Here is a 17,597-nt window from a genome sequence, read left to right as displayed (position 1 = left end):
GCCCGCGATCGGACGGTTGCGACAGCTTCCTGCCGTGGGCGGTCCGGCGGTTGGGCGGCGACCTAGCCTGACCAGGACGGCGAACTGAAGGAGCACCTGGTGACGGACGATCGAGAACTGCTGATACCGGTCGGGCACGACCTCGGGGTGCTCTATCCGGACAACGGGCCTGAGCATCGGCAGCAGGTTCGGGTGGGGGGCGAGGTGGCGGAGTTGGCGGATCGGGAGTTCGCGGTGTGGTTGCTGGCGCATGGGGTGGATGATGCGGATCGGCCGACCCGGGCGTCGCTGGCCGAGCGGGCGGGCGCGTTGGGGCTCGAGGTCGACGGGGTGATCGAGCGGTTTCTGGTCGACGGGTTGCTGGCGGCCGTGGATCCGCAAGCCGACGATGCGGTGGAGTTCGCGCGGGAGCATCAGTTGTTCGGGTTGGTGCACGGGTTGGGGCCGGATCCGGAGCAGCCGTGGTTGCAGACCGTGGGGATGCTGAATCAGCCGATCGCGCAGGTGTCGACAGCCCTGTACGACGTCTGGGCGTGGACCCAGTTGGCGCCGGAGCTGTGGACCGGGTGTCAGGACGCGGCGACGGTGGCGCGGCAGGTCGGGGTGACGAGTCCCGAGGAGACCGAGCCACGGCAGATGCTGACCGGCGTACTGAGTGAGGTCCACGGATTGCTCTGTGTCCGGGCGGCGTACTTCGATCGGCGGAGGGTCCGATGAGCGCCACGGTATTCCCGATCGGCCACTATGGCGGCGCCCGGGAGGGTGTGCAGGCTGTGCGGGTCGGGTGGAGTCAGCATCGCCTCGACGAGGACGCGTTCGGGGTCTGGGTGATGGCGCACGGGCTGCCTGACGTGGGCAAGGGTCATTGGACCGTGGACGACGTCGTCCGGCAGTGCGAAGGCGCTGGGATCGCGGATGCGGTCAAGCATCTGGAGGCGTTGGCCGACGCGGGGTTGGTGGCGGTCGTGGACGACCCCACGAACTTCGCGCGGAGTCATCGGATGGATGTGTTGTTCGTCGGGCTGGGGAATGCGCCGGAGCGGCTGGAGGGGCATGCGGTGGGGATTCCTGGCCTGGGTACGGCGGCTGTGCTGGATCCGGATTGCTACGAGTTGTGGCAGTGGGGGTCGGTGGCGCCGACGTTGTGGCACAGCTGCGAGGTGCGGGCGACGGTGACGGCGGCGCACGGGCAGGCACCGGATCCGATGGCTGCGCTGACGGAGATCCTGGGGGATCTGCGGTTCCTGATCTCCCATGGATGCGCGTACTTGGACGTCGCTGGATGACAAGATGACTCTGATGGCTGAGATTTCTCCTGATGCGCTGGTACCGCGGGCCACCGGGCCGGTCGCTGCGGTTTACCTGCTGCCAGGTGCGCAGACACGAGTGCTGAAGGTCTACCCGCAGCCGTTGGATCGGCGGACGTACAACGCGGTCGAGGTCGAGCAGTCGAAGCTGGTCGGGTTGCGGTCGGCGGCGTCGATCGTGCGGGTCGAGGCGCTGGACGATTTGCCGGACGGGCGGACCGGGTTGCGGATGGAGTTCTGTCCGCAGTCGTTGCCGGATCTGGTCGCGAACGGGCCGTTGCCGATCGGCGATGTGATCGTTCTCGGGCAGATCCTGAGTTCGGTGCTGGCGGAGGCGCATGAGGTCGGGCTGGTGCACGGCGGGGTGACGCCGTCGAACGTGCTCGAGCGGCCCAGTGGTCAGCCGGCGCTCGCCGACTTCGGGATGGCGTTGCGCCTGCGGTTTCCCCGGGATCTGATGGACGACGCCGCTTACACGGCTCCCGAAGTACTGCGGGAGGGCGAGCTCTCCGAGCAGGCCGACGTCTACGGGCTCGGCGCCGTACTGTATCTGGCGTTGACCGGGCAGTCGCCGTTCCCGGCGCGGACGGGTGAGTCGGCGGATGGCGTCGTACTGCGGGTACTGCGTGAGCCGCCGCCGGAGGTGTCCGGCCGGGACGTGCCGCCGGCGTTGTCCGGGCTGCTGATGCGGATGCTGGCCAAGGAACCGGACGACCGGCCGGAAGCGGTGACGGTACGGCGCGAGTTCGAGGAACTGCTGACCGCGGGACCGGCCGAGGACGAGCTCGACTTCGACGACTTCAGCGAGGAGCTCGCCGCCGGGCGAACCGTGCCGGTGGCAACGATCGCGGCGAAGCCGAAAAAGCTCGTTGCCCAGAAGCAACGGAAAGAGCCGAAGAAGTCGCGCAAGGGTCTGCTGATCGGGGCAGCCGCCGCGGTCGCTCTGGTGGCGGTCGTGCCGGTGGTCTTCCAGCCGGGCCAGGACGACGACGCCACGCCTCCCCCGGCCCCGAACCCGACGGCCGCGAGTACGACGCCGACCGCGAGTACGACGATCGGTACGCCGGCCACGTCGGCGCCGAGCGCGATCGCGCTGAAACCGCCCCAGGACAAGGGCACGTCCGTCGTCCTGTCGTGGTCGTTCCCGCAGGAACTCGACGAGTACGCCGTCATCGTCGCCGAGCAGGGTGCGAAGAAGGCGATCGTCGGCTATCACGGTCCCAAGACCTCGGTCACCGTGCCGGTCAGCCCAGGTCTGCTGTACTGCTTCCAGATCCAGGGCATCGACGGCGTCGGCATGTACCTGAGCGCGCGCATCGGCATCCGGGGCGCCACCTGCGTCGGACAGCGGTAGACGGCTTCTGGACCACTCCTGGACCTGTTTCGCCTAGTCTGGTCCGGTGAAGCCGATTTCCTTCCGCCCCAGGCGGCTCACCAAGCAGAACGCCGCCGCCGGGACGACCGACCGCAAGGCGACAACCGACCGCAAGGCGACCGACCGTAAGGCGACGGACCGCAAGGCCCGCGCCGGCCTGGCCGCGGTGGTCGCCGGTTGCGTCGCCCTGATGGGCGTCGTCGTCCTGAGCAGTCCCGGCAATGCCGACTCCGGCGTCGCCTTCACGCAGTCCGGCCACTGGGTCTACAACAGTGCGATCGGCCGGATCTTCCATCTCAACGGCTCGACCGGGGACGTCGACTCCCAGGTGGACCTGAGTTCGGCGACTCCGGGCGCGCAGGTGGTGCAGGATGACAAGAACGGGTACGTCCTGTCCCGGTCCCGGATCGACCAGTTCGGCAAGTCGGACCTGACCGTCGCCGAGCCGAAGGAGATCCCGGTCGACGAGCAGCCGGTCGGTCTCGAGGCGGCTGGTGCGGCGTTCGCCGTGTATCCGAAGTCCGGCCGGGTGATGCGGCTCGGCGACAAGCCGGCCGTCACGCTCCCCGGCGGGCCGCTCGGCGATCCGGCGGTCACCCCGGACGGCACCCTCTGGGTGCACAAGGTCGGCCAGGGCGACCTGTGCCGGCTCCCGCTCGTGGCGGACCGGATGTCGTGCCCGGCTTCGGTTCCGAAGGGCCATAAGGGGTCGCTGACGGTGATCGGCGCCAAGGCGGTCTTCGTCGACCTGACGGCCGGCGACATCTACTCGCTGACCGATGACGGGATCGGCGAACGCATTGAGCTCCGCGATGTCGACGTACCGGACACTGCCCTTGTCGCGGGCAACGATCTCGACGGCCGGCTGGCGATCGTCGACCCCGCCAAGTCCGTCGTCCACCTGGTCGACGTCAGCGCCAAGCCGGCCGCGCCGATCACGACGCCGATCAGGCCGGGCAAGTACGACAAGGTCGCCTCCTCCGGCCGGGGCCTTGCCCTGCTGGACCGGAAGAACGCGGACCTGCTGACGCTCGGCCGCGACGGCAAGGAGACCTCGTACCAGAAGGTCACCAGCCGGCAGAAGGACGACGAGAAGCAGCGCGAGCCGAGCCTGTTCCGCGGTGACGACTCCCGGGTGTACGTCGAGAGCTCGAAGGGCGACCGGGTCGTCGTAGTGGGCCGCGACGGGGAGGCGGAGACCGTCCAGCTCGGCTCCGACGAGGAGGGCACCGAAGTCCCGGTCAAGCCGACCGGCAAACCCACCAAGACTCCGCCGCCGGTCAAGACTCCACCGCCGCCGGTCAAGACAGCTCCGCCGCCCGTGCGGACGCAGACGCCGCCCCGCAAGACCACTCCGCCCGGCAAGACCACTCCGCCCGGCAATGATCGGCCGACACCCGGAAAGACCGAGACGACAACACAGCCACCGAGGAAGACGACCCCGCCGAAGTCGACACCCACCAACCAGGCCACTGCGAAGGCCGGTCGGCCGGGCGCACCGGTCGGTGTCCAGGCCAGAGCCGGCGACGGATACGCGACGGTGAACTGGCAGGCCGCTGCGGCGAACGGTGCACCGATCACCTCGTACAAGCTGAGCTGGACCGGTGGATCCACTACGGTCGCCGGTACGGCGCGGTCGGCGAGGGTCACCGGACTGTCCACCTCGAACGGGTACTACATCACCGTCCAAGCGGTGAACCGGGTCGGTAGCGGGCCGGCGGTCCGGTCGAACCTGGTCTCGCTCAAGTGGGACCCGGCCGAGTCGCCGCGTGAGCTGCTCGTGCGGGACGACGGCACCAGCGGCCGGATCACCCTGGAATGGGACGAGCCCACCATGGGCGAAGGCACCTTCCTCCGGTACGACGTGACCATGGGTGGACGGACGCGAAGCACCACCACCAATCAGCTGACGTGGACCGGGCTGACCGACGGGAAGATGAACGAGTACACCGTCCGGGCGATCACCAAGGCATCGGACGGCACCCTGGTGACCGGCAAGGAGGCCATCCTCAGTGCGGCTTCGATCGGCCAGGAGGTGCGGACCAAGCGCATCGTCGCGTCGCGTGGTGCGGGCGCGGAGTACGAGGACTGCGATCCGCCGGTGTGCGCGTTCGTCCAGGTCCGGATCGAGAATCTGCTGCCGAACACGAAGTACGTCGTCAAGCCGTTCACGTCGAAGTGGGGCAACTTCAACTCCGGTGCCACCCTGACCACGAGCAGCGAAGGGCACCTGCTGGTCGACGACCGGTTCCCGTGCAGCGCCCTCGGCCAGCTCGTCTGGGCCACCGTCACCGCCCCCGACGGCACCACCTACACCTCCAACAAGTTCCGCTGGAAGTCCGGGTGAGCCAGGTCAGGGCGCGTCTCGCAGGGAACTGGGAGACGTGCCCTGGTTCTTGACGGCCAGGACGGCGGCGATCAGGCGTTGCCAGTCGGTCAGGTCGTCGACGGGCTCGGAGGGGCGCCATTCGACGGCCGGGACCAGGCCGGGCTCGAGGACGGTGAAACCGTCGCCGAAGAGCGCGAGGATCTGCTCGTCGGTCCGCCAGCGGCCGCGGCCGAGTGACCCCTGCAGCAACTGCTCCAACTCCTGGCTGCGGGGGTCGTTCTCACTGCGGAAGTGACTGATGAAGACGTGGCTCCCGGACGGGATGCGGTCGGCCCAGAACGTGACCAGACCGGCCGGGTCCTCGTCGTCGTTCACGTGGTGCAGGATCGCGCTGAAGACGATCGCAACCGGCTGCTCGAAGTCGATCAGCCGCCGGGTGTCCGGGTGGTCGTAGATCGCCTTCGGCGTGCGCAGGTCGGACTGGATCACGGTGGTGTTGCTGTTCTGCTCCAGCAGCGCGCGGCCGTGGGCGAGCACGATCGGGTCGTTGTCGACGTACACGACCTTCGCGTTCGGGTCGTACCGCTGGGCGACCTGGTGGACGTTGTCGGCCGTCGGCAGCCCGCTGCCCAGGTCGATGAACTGCCGGATCTTGCTGGTCGACACCAGTTCGCGGATCGCGCGGATCAGCGCGCCGCGGTTGTCGTACGCGATCTGCCGGGAGCCGGGCAGGTCGTGGATGAACTTGTCCCCGAAGGCGCGATCGACGGCGAAGTTGTCCTTGCCACCGAGCAGGTAGTCGTAGGTCCGCGCGATACTCGGCTTGCTCATGTCGAAGCCCGGGTACGGCGGTTTCTCGTCGGCCATCGAGGCAGCCCTCCGATCGTCCTCGTACCCCAATCACTCTCTGCGATCCAGGGACTACGCGATCGGACCCCTGTCAGCCCCCGGCGGCAGTGAGTACGTCGGCCGCGAGCAGCGAGCGGAGTTCTTCGGTGGTGGGCATCCGGCCGAGGGTGCGCAGACGTTGCGACTGGGCCTTGCGCATGGCCTCGACCAAGCGACGGGCCTCGCGGGCGTTGCCGAAGTTGGGGCTGTCCGCGATCCGGTCGAAGTACGACGTCAGCGGCGGAGCGGCGGCCGGGTCGAGCAGGTAGTCGCCGCCGGAGACCATCCGGTCGGTGATCAGCAGCAGTTCCTCGGCGCTGTAGTTCTCGAACTCGATCGTCTTCGAGAACCGGGACGCCAGACCGGGGTTGGCGTCCAGGAAGTCGAGCATCTCCGCGGTGTACCCGGCGACGATGATCGCGATCTCGTCGCGGTGATCCTCCATCAGCTTCACCAGGACGTCGATCGCCTCCTGGCCGAAATCGCCGCCGGTGCCGGCCGAGCGGGACAGCGTGTACGCCTCGTCGATGAACAGCACTCCGCCGAGCGACTTCTCGAACACCTGCGACGTCTTCTCCGCCGTGTGCCCGATGTACTGCCCGACGAGATCCCGTCGGGACACCTCGGTGAAGCCACCGTGCGGCAGGACGCCGAGCGCCTTCAGCAGCTTTCCGTACAACCGCGCGACCGTCGTCTTCCCGGTCCCCGGCGCACCCGCGAAGATCAGGTGATGGCTGACCGCGCCGATCGACAGCCCGGCGGTACGACGCCACTCGTTGACCTGGATCTCGTCCACCACAGCCCGGACTTCCGCCTTCACACCGGGCAGCCCCACCATCGCGTCGAGGTCGGCGAGCAACTCGTCGACCGGCCCACCATCGCCGGCCGCGATCGCCTGGCTCTCCTCGATCACCTCGACCGTCGCCCCGTGGGCGATCAGCAATGCAGGCTCGGCCGTGTTCGTGAACCGGCTCCCCTCGACCGTCCCGCCACACCCAGGCGCGAAGGTGATCGCGGACCCACGGGTGTCGTGCACGGTCACTCGCCGGATGACCGGCGTACTGCCGTGGGCGACGCCGATCCCTTCGGTGCCGGTGTGGGAGATCTCGGTGTCGGTGAGCTCCGGCCGGCTGTACTGATAGATGTAGACGCCGCGCCGGCCGCAGCCGGAGACGGTGCTGTTCCGGATCACCGGATCGGCGCCTAGGGCAACGACTATGCCGTCGCCGGAGATCTCCCGGACTCCTGTGTCCAGGATCCGCCCGCCGGCGCCCTCGACCACGATCCCGGTCTCGGCGCCGGTGACGGTGCAGCGGTCGATCGTGAACGACGTACTCGCGTGCACACTGATCGCGGGCCTGGTCCGGCCGGTGACGATGCATTGCTCGACCGACAACGTCGTTCGGTCGACCGAGATGGCGATACTTTCCGCGGCCCGTACGTCGAGACCGTGCAGGGTCAGCGCGCCGTCGACGGCCCGGATCGTCGGCCAGTCGGCGCCGGAACCGTCGAGGATCACCGTCGCCCCGTCCTCGGCCTGGAGGGTGACCGAGCGGCCGGACAGTTCGAGCGTCTCGGCGTACGTTCCGTCGGCGATCGCGATCGCGGCCCCGTCCGGCGCCTCGAGCAACGCGGAGCCGATGGTCGGATATGCGCCGGGACGATCCGGGGCGACGGTGAGGACTCTCATCAGCTGGCCCGTTCCAGCAGCCAGCCGCGGTCGGCGGCCTTCACACCCGCTTGGAAGCGGCTGCGGGCACCGAGTCGATTCATGATCTGCGCGACCATCCGCCGTACCGTCCGGACCGAGATGCCGAGCTGGGCGGCGGCCACCTCGTCGGTCGCGCCGAGGGCGAGCAGTCGCAGCATCTCCTGCTCGCGCCCGGACAGATCGGTGTCGTCCGGCAGGTCGTCACCGGCCAGCGGTACGGCGTCCGGCCAGATCCGCTCGAAGAGCTCGATGGCGTTGGTGACCACGCTGGTCAGCCGCAGGACGGCGACACTGCTGTTGGCGGAGTCCGCGGGCAGGACCGCGATCGAGCCGTCGATCACGAGCGCGTTCATCGGGATGTACGGCATCGTCCGTACCGCGACCCCGGCGATCGACATCGCACCCAGGTGCCGGCACGCGGTCGGCGTGGTCCGCGCGGTGTCGGGGTAGATCGCCCGGTAGCGCAGGCCGGGCCGGACGTCGCGCGGACCGAAGGCGGGCCCGGCCGGGGTGAGGTTGCTCATCGCGATCACGTCGTCCTTGGCGGACGCGAGGAGCTCGGCAATCCCACTGTGAGCGGGGATCTGATGGAAACCGCTGGTCAGCATGGTGACGGTCATGAGATTGAAACCCCCAGAGGTAGCGTGGCGGCGACGCCGGCGGCGTGCCGCCCGTCGAGGCGCTCGGGCTCGACCCCGAAGGACCGGGCCAGAGTGGTCAGAACGGAGTAGGCCGTGTCGAGCGTGGCCGGGTGTGACGCGGCCAGCCGGAGTACGGCGTCATGGCGGTGAGGTGCGAGGTGATCGGCCGAGGCCGTCACCGTGATGGCGATGGTCTGGGCGGCACCCGTTCCGGTGCCGAGCAAGGTGGCGACGAGGGCCTGCACGGTTGCTGCGGGCAACGATGCGGATCCGGTCAGCCGGACACACAACTGCCGGACCGGGCCGCAGGACCAGGTCGACCAGCGTTCGTGGATCCGGCCGCGGCCGGCGTTGGCGTGTGCCAGTGCGCCGAGGGATGCCAGTACGTCGGATCCGTCGAGCGGCATGGTCTCGACCTGTTCCCGATCGAACCGGCGAACCAATCGGCGGACGGTGTTCGCCAGCACCTGGCGGAGTTCCTCGTCGGTGGCGATGTCCGGCGTACGCTCGGCGGCCACGGCGATCCACGCGCGGGGCGGCTGGTTCTGCTTCACGCCCGTGTGCAGGACGAGCTGGACACCGACCTCGACCGGTTGCTCGTCGGCCGCGTCGGCCAGCGAACCCAACCGGTGCAGGACCTGGTGCTGTGCGTCCGGGCCGAGCCGGAGGGCGACACTCGCACCCATCGGCCGGCTGAGTACGCCGTACGGCTGTTCGCGGACGACGACCTCGTCGGTACCGGTTCGGCCGAGGAACGCGCTGACCAGGTTGATCGCGGTGCCGTCGCCGAGGTCGATCCGGCGCTGCCGGACCAGGAAGACGAGGACTACACCGAGCCAGCGGTACAGCCACAGACCGCGGATGCGGATCGTGGTCAGCAGCACCAGCGACACGGCGGCGAGTGACGTCGCGATCAACGCCGTACGCGAACCTGCCGTCGCTGCACCGACCGCGACCAGGGCGAACTGCCAGCAGACGATCTGACCGACCCGGATCGACCGATCCGGCCGCCCGACGGCGTCGGCCACCGGCTCGGGCGCGGGCGGCTGCGCAACCAGGCTTGGCTGTGCGGGAGCTCGAGGGGCAGCCGCCACCGGGATAGAAGCCCTGGGCAACTGGGGCGCGGGTTGGGCGAGCGGCACACCGACCGACGTGGCTCGCGGTACGGCGCGAGTCACCGAAGCCTGGACGGCCTCATGCTGAGGAGCCGCGGCTGCGGCGGCGGGCGGCCTCATGCGACCAACTCCGCTTTGGTTTCCGTTGCCAACAGCAACCGGTGAGCGTGATCGCGGACCACCGGGAGCAGCACGAACCGTCCGGGCGCGGGCTCGGCGACCAGGTTGAGATCCATCAGCAGGTCGACCATCGGCTCGACCTCTTCAGGTCCGACCCCGGCGAGCCGGCCGGCCCTGCGCAGGTCGAACTGCGGTGTCGTGGCGATCCGCCGGTAGAACCGCTGGACCGGCACCGGAAGTACGTCGTACGCCGCGTCGAAGGGAGCCAGCACCTCGGCCAGCGCGCGGTACCGGGCCGCCGGATCGTCGAGCCGCGCGGCCATCCGGGCCACCGTCCACGGCTGCCGATTGCGCATCCGCTCGACCAGGTGCCGGATCGCTCCGGGGTGTCCCGCGCACCAACGCAGGATCTGGTCGATGTCGGTGAGCTGCTCGGCCTCTTCGGCGGCGAGTACGTCGAGGGTGACCGCGCCGGTGCGATCCAGGCCGGTCAGTCGATGGCGGCTGATCACCAGCACCACCGCATCCGGATCGTTCGGCAACAGGCGTCGTACCTGGTCCGCGTTCTCGACGTTGTCCAGGATCACCAGGCCGGTCGCCGGCGGCAACGAGATCGGCGTACGGAGGTCCAGGTAGCTCTGGGTCTCGTAACCCGAAGCGGCCGCGACCTCGAGGGCGAAAGCGGTCTTGCCGATGCCGGGCATCCCGTCGATCGTCACCACACCGCGGGCGCTGTGCAGTGTCCGAAGCTCGACGGTCCGGCCGACGAAACCGGGCACGCGCGGCGGCAGGTTCGAGGTCAGCGGCAGCACGACCGGCCGCGGCGCCTCCTCGCTCAGGATCTGCTGATGCAGGGCGGTGAGCTCGGCTCCCGGCTCGATCCCGAGGTCGCGGACGAGCGCAGTCCGGGCCCGCTGGTACGCCGCCAATGCGTCATGGCGACGTCCGGTCTTCCGGTACGCCGTCATCAGCCTGGCCCAGGCCAACTCACGCAGCGGCTCCTCGTCGGTGAGATTCCGCAGTACGGCGATCGCCTCGGCCGGACGCCCGAGCGCAAGCTGGGCGTCAGCCAGGTCCTCGCGGAGACTCCGGTGCAGCTCGGTGAGCCGGTCGACGGCTGAGGTCGCGTCGACGGTCAGGCCGTCGTACGGGCAACCGCGCCAGAGACCAAGGGCACGCTCGACCGCCGCGGCGGCCTCGGCAGCGGCGCCACCGGCGAGCAGGTCGCGGATCTCGTCGCGGAGCCCGGAGGCGACATCGGCGTCCAGTTCGCCGGGCAGGACGCGGACCCGGTACGCGCCCGGACGGCTCTCGATCCGCTCATCGTCCGGGAGCGCCCGGCGCAGCTGCCAGACGTAGGTCTTCAGGTTGTTCTGCGCCGATGCCGGGATGTCCCGGCCGGCCCAGACGGCGTCGATCAGCTGCTCGGTGCTGACCCACGCGTTGCGGTGCAGCAGGAGCAGCGTCAGCACGGTGGCAGGCTTGCCGCCGCAGACGTCGAGCGGGGATCCGTCCGGGCCGTCGACCTCGAGCGGACCCAGCACGCGGAAGGACAACCGGGCCGGTGAGTGCGCTGAGTGACCGTTCATGACACATACGATCCGTATCGACGATGACATTTCGATGACACGAGAGGGTGCCGGTGCGCGTACTGGTGGTAGAGGACGACGAGGACCTGGCGGTGGCGGTCCCGGCCGCGCTGCGGACGGCGGCGCTCGCAGTGGATGTCGCGGGCACGATCGCGGCCGCGGACGAGGCGCTCTGGGTGAACTCCTACGACTGTGTGGTGTTCGACCGGACGCTCCCGGACGGCGACTCGGCCCTCTACGTCCACCACCGCCGGAAGGAGGGCTGGGCGGTGCCTGTCCTGTTCCTGACCGCCCGGGACACGCTGACCGACCGGGTGGAAGGGTTCGAGCACGGCGGCGACGACTACCTGATCAAGCCCTTCGCGGTGGCCGAGCTGATCGCTAGGGTGCTCAGCCTGTGCCGTCGTGCGGGCACCGGCCGCCCGCCGGTCCTGCGGTACGCCGATGTCGAGCTGGACACCGGGCGCCGCGAGGTCCGCCGGGCCGGTGTACTGCTGACTCTGACAGCGAAGGAGTTCTCCGTGCTGGAGTACCTGATGGTCCGGCCCGAGCACGCTGTGTCCCGGACCGACCTGATCGAGCACTGCTGGGACGAGAACGCGGACCCGAGGGCGAACGTCGTCGACGTCACCATCAAGCGGCTGCGCAGCAAGCTGCGCGGACCCGAGCTGATCCAGGCGGTCCGCGGCCGGGGCTATCGGCTGACCAGCGAGGGCAGCGCCGGATGAAAGGCCCCTCGGCCGAGCGGCTGCGCCGGCTGCGCTGGCGGCTGACCGTGCTGTTCACGGTGACGAACACGATCGGCCTGATCATCCTCGCGCCGGTCATCATCACCCTGGACGCCCAACGCGGTACGGCGGAGATCGACGACAGACTGAACGTCGTCACAGCTCCGGTACTTCGGCTGATCAAGGGCAACGAGACGACACTGAACATCAGCGCCGTCACCACCGACGAACTGAACGCGAACTGCCCACAGTTCGCGGTCCTGCAGAAGGACGGCGAGCCGTACAAGAGCGCGAAGAACTGTACGCCGGTCGACGACAAGGTGCTGGACGAGTTGGCGACCGAGGCGATGAACAGCGGGACGAGCCGGTTCGCCGATCGGAAGGCGCTGAACGGGCACCGGATCCGGGTGGCTGTCCAGCCGTTCCAGATCCAGAGCGGCACCCCCGGAGGCACGGTGCTGGCCTGGGTCGACATCGAGGGTCAGGCGACCCGGCATCAGCGACTGGTCTGGGTGGTCCTGGGTGCCTGCGCGATCCTGATCGGTGCCGCGGCGCTCGCCGGATACTGGTTGTCCGGCCGGGCGATCCGGCCAGCGATGGAGGCACTCGAGCAGCAGGAGACCTTGCTGGCCGAGACCGCGCACGATCTTCGGACGCCGGTCGCCGCACTACGGGCGCTGGCGGAGACGGCGGCGCAGTACCCGGCGCAGCAGGCCGAGTTGTTGCCGCGGACGGTGCGCCTCGCCGGGCGGATGGGCGACATCATCGACGGCCTGCTCGTCCGGGCCCGGCTGGCCGCCGGCGTCGAGCAGCTCGCCGTACAGCCGGTCTGGCTCGACCAGCTCGTCGCCGGGGTGGCCGAGGATCTGCCGACCGACGGCGCGCGGATCTCGCTGGTGACGGCGCCGACGATGGTCCGCGCCGATCCGACCTTGCTGCAACGGGCAATCGGCAACCTCTTGGACAACGCGATGCGGCACGGCCGGGCACCGGGTGCCGACCAGGCCATCGTCACCGTCACGGTCGCCGACGGCCGCGTCACGGTGGCCGACCAGGGACCGGGGATCGATCCGGCGGTCGGCGAGGACCTGTTCGACCGGTTCACCAGCGGCGGCGGCTCGTCCGGCCTCGGCCTGTCCATCGTCCGTTGGGTGGCGCTGTCCCACGGCGGCGATCTGAAGGTCTACAACGCCGACGAGGGCGGCGCGATCTTCGAATTCAGCTTGCCTACCTCGGAGTAGCAATCCAGCCTGGACCGGTTCTGTACGGCGGATGGACCTGGACTGAGTAGGGTCACACAGTGCAGTCCGGCCGTAGACCCTGGGGAGAACTGACATGAGCGCGACGATTCCGCCCGGCGAGGCTTACCGGCTGGTTGCGGACAACTTGGCGAAGGTCATCCACGGCAAGCCGGAGGTGATCCGGCTGGCGCTGACCGCGCTGTTCGCCGAGGGGCACCTGCTGATCGAGGACGTGCCGGGCCTGGGCAAGACCACGCTGGCCCGGTGCATCGCCCGCAGTATCGACGCGACCTGGAACCGGATCCAGTTCACCCCCGACCTGCTGCCGGGTGACATCACCGGAGTGATGGTCTACCACCAGGGCAACGAGACGTTCGAGTTCCACCCGGGCGGCATCTTCGCCAACGTGGTGGTCGCCGACGAGATCAACCGCGGTACGCCGAAGACGCAGTCCGCGCTGCTCGAGGTGATGGCCGAGCGCCGGGTCACGGTCGACTCGAACACCCGCGCCGTACCGGATCCGTTCCTGGTCATCGGCACCCAGAACCCGATCGAGATGGAAGGCACCTACCGGCTGCCGGAGGCGCAGCTGGACCGGTTCCTGATGCGGATCGAGATCGGCTACCCCGACCACGACGCCGAGGTCCGGATCGTGCTCGGCGACACCGGCCGGATCGGTCCGGACTCACTCAGCCCGGTGATCGACCTGCCCGCGCTGCGGAACGCGATCGCGGCCGTCCGGTCCGTCCACGTCGACCCGGCGATCAGCTCGTACGCCGTCAAGCTCGCGGCGGCGACCCGGGAGCACACCGCGGTCCGGTACGGCGCCAGTCCGCGCGGCAGCATCGCGTTGGTCCGGGCCGCCCGGGCGTTCGCCGCGACCGACGGACGGGCGTTCACCACGCCGGACGACGTCAAGCAGGTGGCCCAGCCGGTCCTCACGCACCGCCTTGTCCTGACCCCCGATGCGGAGCTCAGCCAGCGACCGCCGTCGTCGGTGGTGGACGAGGTGCTGGCCGCGACCCCGGCTCCAACGGCCGGCGCGACTTTGTCATGAAGCGGATCTCCCGGACCCAGGACGGTGAGACCGGCAGTGTTCCGGGCGGCCCGTGTCGGTCCACTGCGATGACCTGGCCGAGCGGGTGACGGGATGCGGTTGACGGGACGTGGGGTCGCGGTGCTCATCGGTTCGATCGCGGCGTACGCACTGGGCGAGATCGCCGGGTACGCCGTCTTCCGGGCGCTCGGCGGGATCGGACTGGGCGCGCTGATCGCGGCCGCCGTACTGACCGTGCGGCAGCCGCAGGTAACGGTGCAGCGAGTGTTGTCGCCCGATCGGGTCGAGCGCGGCCGGCCGGCGTTGGCCACCTTGCGGGTGCGGAACGAGGGCACCCGGTGGCAGGCATCGTTCGCGGCACACGACTCTGCCGGTGAGGATCAGCAGGAGGTCCGGATCCGGCGGCTCGGTCCGGGCAGCGAGGCGACGTACCGGTACGAGCTGCCGACCTCGCGGCGCGGCCGGATCGCGGTCGGGCCGTTGACGCTGGAGCGACGCGATCCGCTCGGCCTGGCCCGGAACAGCAAGGCGACCGGCGAGGTCGCGACGCTGTGGGTGCACCCGAAACGCCACCCGACCAAGACGGTCGTCGCCGGTCGGCCACGGCACCACCATGTCGGGCGGACCGCGGACGACTCGCTGCGTGGTTCGGCGGATCTGCGGGACGTCCGTCCGTACGTGGTCGGCGACGAGGTGCGGCACCTGCACTGGAAGGCGACGGCGCGGACGGGTCAGCTGATGGTCCGCGACTACGCCGATCCCGACCAGCCCCGACTGACCGTACTGCTGGACACCAGGAGCGAACCGTTGTCTCCGGCAACCTTCGAGGAGGCGACCGAGGTCGCGGCCTCGATCCTGTTCGCCGCGTCGACCGCGGGCCACCGTTGCCGCCTGGTCACCACCGCCGGCGCCGACACGGCCGCACCCGGCGGTGCGGTCGCCTCGCGCCTGTTCCTCGACGAACTCTGCGTGGTCGGCCAGAGCGACGGTCGCTCCGGCTTGCTGCCTCCGGTCCTCACCACCGGTACGTCGGCCGGCGGCGCGATCGTGGTCGTCACCGGCGTCCGCGGTTCGGCCGCGGAGCTGGCACCGCTGCTCAGCCGCTACTCCTCCGTCACCGTTCTCGGCCTGGGCGAGGCGCAAGGTATCGCGCCGATCCTCGGTGCCCAGGTCATCCTCACCGGCACCGCGCCTGAGGCCCTACAGCAGTGGACGGGGGTCTTGCGATGAACCGGCGACGGACAATCGCGGTGCTGGCCGGCGTACTGGTCGGTGGATTGTGTTTCGGACCGGTCTTCGGGATCGGCAATCTGTGGCTCCCGGTGGGTTCGGTGTGCGTGGTCGCCTACTTGGCGACCGAGGCCTGCCGACAGTGGCCGGGGTTGACGGCCTGGCGTCCGTTGCTCGTGGTTGTGGGCGGTCTGCTGGCCGTTGTGGAAACGGTGCTGCGGGCAACGGCTGTCATCGGCCTGCCGACCGCGGCATCGATCCGGGCGCTCGGACGCGGACTCACGTCGTGGCGACTGACACTGGAGTCGACCTGGCCCGCCAGGCCTGATCCGGAGCTGGTCGTCTTCGTCCCACTGCTCACGCTGGTGGCCTGCCTCCTGGCCATCGAGTTGCTCGATCGCGCGCCCCCGCTGGTCGCTCTGCTTCCCGGCGTCGCGGTCCTGGGGGTCAGTCAGCTGTACATCGCCGCGACCGGGCTGACCGCCGTACTGATCGCCGGCGCCTTCTGCCTGATCGTGATCGCACTGCTCATCCCGGACAACATGGAACACCGCCGACTCGCACCATGGGTGGCGACCGCGGCGGTGACCGTGGCCGCGGTCGTCTTCGGGCTCGTCGCCGGCGCGATCGATCCGGTCGGGCGTACGCCGTACTCGCTGCAGAAGGTGCAAGCGGCGACGACACCGGGAACGCGACTGCCCAGTCCGCTCGACGATCTCGGCAGCCGGCTGAGCTCGCGGGGCACGGACAAGGACAAGGTGCTGTTCCGGTACACGGCGTCGGAGCCGGTCGACCGCTGGCGTCTGGTCGCGCTCGACGACTTCGACGGCGTGACCTGGACCACGGATCATCCGCTCCTGCGGATGGGGTCCGCTCTCACTCCCGGGCCCGAGATCAAGGTCTCGACCACGCAACAGCACGCGTCGATCCAACTCGAGGACCTGGACGGCCCCTGGCTACCCGGGCAGTTGCTCCCGGCAACGGTCGGCGGGGTGACCGAGCCCAAGGTCGAGCCGATCGGCAGCACCCTGCTGGCCCCGCACCGGCCCGATCACTACCAGCTGACCTGGGCAGAACCGACCTCGGTCGACGCGGCCGACCTGCTCACCGCGGGCATCGACGCGGACGCCCCCGGCGGTCTGTCCGACCGCGATCCGATACCGCCCGACATCGCCGCGATCAACCCCTTGCAGGGCAAACGCGCCACCTTCGCGACCGCGCTCGCGCTCGAGAAGTACATGCGCGTCAACTACCGGCAGGCCGTCGACGGTCAGCTCCCGACCGGCCACAGCTGGCCGCAACTTCGGGCGTTCCTGCTCAAGCAGCGGGCAGGCACGAGTGAGCAATTCGCCGCCGGGTACGTCGTCCTGGCCCGGATGAACGGCATCCCGGCCCGGCTCGTGGTCGGATTCCGCGCACCCGCCAAGCCGGATCCGGACGGGCTGTACACGGTCCGCGACAGCGACGCCTATGCGTGGCCCGAGGTCGCCGTCGACGGCATCGGCTGGTGGCCCCTCGACCCGGCCGACCAAGCCGCCACCGGCAGGGCCTCCGTGGCCGGCTCCACCGCCTCGATCACCGAGCAGGCCCGAGAGTCGGTCCCACCGGTCGACCAGATCGAGGACCCCAAGGTCCCGCCGTCGACCGACGACGGCACCGCCGCCCGGACTTGGACCGGCATCCGGATCCCTCTGCTCTGGATCTTCCTCGCCTCAGCCGCACTGCTCCTGCTCTGGCTGGCCGGCGTACCGCTTCTGAAGTCCGTCCGAGCGCTGCGCCGCAAACGCCGTACCGGCACCGCATCCGTAGTAGGCGCCTGGTCCGAAGCTCGAGACCGCCTCCGCGCCCACGGCATCCCGATCACCCCCGGCATGACAGTCCGGGACCTGGCCCACGCCGCCCGCGACCTACCAAACACCGAGCCCGGCCTCACCACCGTCGCCCGCGCAGTCGACCAGGCAGTCTGGTCCGGCACCGCCCCCGACGCGGAACTCAGTCAGCAGGCGTGGTCCGGCGTACGCGACCTCCGCAAAGCCCTCCGCACCCGCCCCAAACTAGACCGCCTACAAGCCTCCCTAGAACTCCGAACCCTCTTCCCCCGCTAGCCGACCTGCGGATCCGCCGGCGATCGCGGGGGCGCCTGCGCCCGCCGGCACAACTTCACAGGAGAATCCCGCACCAACCACGACACTGATCGAGCCCGGGTTGAAGGCGAAGCCTCATGTGGTGAGTCGGCCCCGACTGCGTCATCGACTGTGAGCACCGT

At 69.7% G+C, this 17,597-nt stretch carries 14 protein-coding genes; 9 read left to right on the top strand and 5 right to left on the bottom strand.

What is annotated here, in order from left to right:
- Window positions 1-99: 99 nt before the first annotated feature.
- From AB0F43_RS10415 to AB0F43_RS10400, 4 genes are read left to right on the top strand one after another with little or no spacing between them, the layout of a single operon-like run.
- Window positions 100-717 (top strand): hypothetical protein, encoded by a 618-nt coding sequence (locus AB0F43_RS10415; protein ID WP_360473511.1) that lies wholly within the window; start codon window positions 100-102, stop codon window positions 715-717.
- A complete protein-coding gene (locus AB0F43_RS10410; protein WP_360473509.1) occupies window positions 714-1,286 on the top strand; it encodes a hypothetical protein in 573 nt (190 codons plus the stop codon). The genes AB0F43_RS10415 and AB0F43_RS10410 overlap by 4 nt, the downstream gene beginning before the upstream one ends.
- Window positions 1,287-1,299: 13 nt before the next feature.
- Window positions 1,300-2,661, top strand: coding sequence for a protein kinase (locus AB0F43_RS10405; protein ID WP_360473507.1), 1,362 nt, complete (start codon window positions 1,300-1,302; stop codon window positions 2,659-2,661).
- A gap of 46 nt (window positions 2,662-2,707) precedes the next feature.
- A complete protein-coding gene (locus AB0F43_RS10400; protein WP_360473505.1) occupies window positions 2,708-5,029 on the top strand; it encodes a fibronectin type III domain-containing protein in 2,322 nt (773 codons plus the stop codon).
- A gap of 6 nt (window positions 5,030-5,035) precedes the next feature.
- Here AB0F43_RS10400 and AB0F43_RS10395 read toward each other — a convergent pair whose 3' ends face one another.
- From AB0F43_RS10395 to AB0F43_RS10375, 5 genes are all read right to left on the bottom strand, one after another.
- A complete protein-coding gene (locus AB0F43_RS10395; protein WP_360473504.1) occupies window positions 5,036-5,878 on the bottom strand; it encodes an SAM-dependent methyltransferase in 843 nt (280 codons plus the stop codon).
- Between the two features lie 73 nt (window positions 5,879-5,951).
- Window positions 5,952-7,589, bottom strand: a complete 1,638-nt coding sequence (locus tag AB0F43_RS10390; protein WP_360473502.1) for a right-handed parallel beta-helix repeat-containing protein — start codon at window positions 7,587-7,589, stop codon at window positions 5,952-5,954.
- The gene (locus tag AB0F43_RS10385) at window positions 7,589-8,230 is read right to left on the bottom strand and encodes a helix-turn-helix transcriptional regulator (RefSeq protein WP_360473500.1); all 642 of its coding nucleotides are present in this window, start codon (window positions 8,228-8,230) and stop codon (window positions 7,589-7,591) included. Before AB0F43_RS10385 ends, AB0F43_RS10390 begins: the two co-directional genes overlap by 1 nt.
- Window positions 8,227-9,345, bottom strand: a complete 1,119-nt coding sequence (locus AB0F43_RS10380) for a hypothetical protein (protein ID WP_360473498.1) — start codon at window positions 9,343-9,345, stop codon at window positions 8,227-8,229. Before AB0F43_RS10380 ends, AB0F43_RS10385 begins: the two co-directional genes overlap by 4 nt.
- A gap of 137 nt (window positions 9,346-9,482) precedes the next feature.
- Window positions 9,483-11,075, bottom strand: coding sequence for an AfsR/SARP family transcriptional regulator (locus AB0F43_RS10375; protein WP_360473496.1), 1,593 nt, complete (start codon window positions 11,073-11,075; stop codon window positions 9,483-9,485).
- 53 nt (window positions 11,076-11,128) lie between these two features.
- Between AB0F43_RS10375 and AB0F43_RS10370 the strand changes: the two genes are divergently transcribed.
- The 5 genes from AB0F43_RS10370 to AB0F43_RS10350 all read left to right on the top strand — a co-directional run bounded on the left by AB0F43_RS10370 (window position 11,129) and on the right by AB0F43_RS10350 (window position 17,436).
- Window positions 11,129-11,803: a response regulator transcription factor gene (locus AB0F43_RS10370; RefSeq protein WP_360473494.1), complete on the top strand. Its 675-nt coding sequence runs from the start codon at window positions 11,129-11,131 to the stop codon at window positions 11,801-11,803.
- Window positions 11,800-13,044: a HAMP domain-containing sensor histidine kinase gene (locus AB0F43_RS10365; RefSeq protein ID WP_360473492.1), complete on the top strand. Its 1,245-nt coding sequence runs from the start codon at window positions 11,800-11,802 to the stop codon at window positions 13,042-13,044. Before AB0F43_RS10370 ends, AB0F43_RS10365 begins: the two co-directional genes overlap by 4 nt.
- A 94-nt stretch (window positions 13,045-13,138) precedes the next feature.
- Window positions 13,139-14,101, top strand: coding sequence for a MoxR family ATPase (locus AB0F43_RS10360; protein ID WP_360473490.1), 963 nt, complete (start codon window positions 13,139-13,141; stop codon window positions 14,099-14,101).
- Window positions 14,102-14,194: 93 nt separating this feature from the next.
- A complete protein-coding gene (locus AB0F43_RS10355) occupies window positions 14,195-15,331 on the top strand; it encodes a DUF58 domain-containing protein (RefSeq protein WP_360473488.1) in 1,137 nt (378 codons plus the stop codon).
- Entirely contained in the window at window positions 15,328-17,436 is a 2,109-nt protein-coding gene (locus AB0F43_RS10350) for a DUF3488 and transglutaminase-like domain-containing protein (RefSeq protein WP_360473486.1), read from the top strand. Before AB0F43_RS10355 ends, AB0F43_RS10350 begins: the two co-directional genes overlap by 4 nt.
- Window positions 17,437-17,597 lie beyond the last annotated feature (161 nt).

Origin of the sequence: Kribbella sp. NPDC023972 (genome assembly GCF_040639075.1) — a bacterium.
In the GTDB taxonomy this organism is placed as follows: Bacteria; Actinomycetota; Actinomycetes; order Propionibacteriales; family Kribbellaceae; genus Kribbella.
The sequence above is the reverse complement of the archived record's forward strand: the minus strand, read 5'-3'. Positions and strand labels throughout refer to the sequence as shown.

What these genes read in the sequence shown, in the direction of transcription:
- AB0F43_RS10410 (WP_360473509.1), top strand. Translation starts at nt 714, where the DNA reads ATGAGCGCCACGGTATTCCCGATCGGCCACTATGGCGGCGCCCGGGAG.
- AB0F43_RS10405 (WP_360473507.1), top strand. Translation starts at nt 1,300, where the DNA reads ATGGCTGAGATTTCTCCTGATGCGCTGGTACCGCGGGCCACCGGGCCG.
- AB0F43_RS10395 (WP_360473504.1), bottom strand. Translation starts at nt 5,878, where the DNA reads ATGGCCGACGAGAAACCGCCGTACCCGGGCTTCGACATGAGCAAGCCG.
- AB0F43_RS10390 (WP_360473502.1), bottom strand. Translation starts at nt 7,589, where the DNA reads ATGAGAGTCCTCACCGTCGCCCCGGATCGTCCCGGCGCATATCCGACC.
- AB0F43_RS10385 (WP_360473500.1), bottom strand. Translation starts at nt 8,230, where the DNA reads ATGACCGTCACCATGCTGACCAGCGGTTTCCATCAGATCCCCGCTCAC.
- AB0F43_RS10375 (WP_360473496.1), bottom strand. Translation starts at nt 11,075, where the DNA reads ATGAACGGTCACTCAGCGCACTCACCGGCCCGGTTGTCCTTCCGCGTG.
- AB0F43_RS10365 (WP_360473492.1), top strand. Translation starts at nt 11,800, where the DNA reads ATGAAAGGCCCCTCGGCCGAGCGGCTGCGCCGGCTGCGCTGGCGGCTG.
- AB0F43_RS10360 (WP_360473490.1), top strand. Translation starts at nt 13,139, where the DNA reads ATGAGCGCGACGATTCCGCCCGGCGAGGCTTACCGGCTGGTTGCGGAC.
- AB0F43_RS10355 (WP_360473488.1), top strand. Translation starts at nt 14,195, where the DNA reads ATGCGGTTGACGGGACGTGGGGTCGCGGTGCTCATCGGTTCGATCGCG.
- AB0F43_RS10350 (WP_360473486.1), top strand. Translation starts at nt 15,328, where the DNA reads ATGAACCGGCGACGGACAATCGCGGTGCTGGCCGGCGTACTGGTCGGT.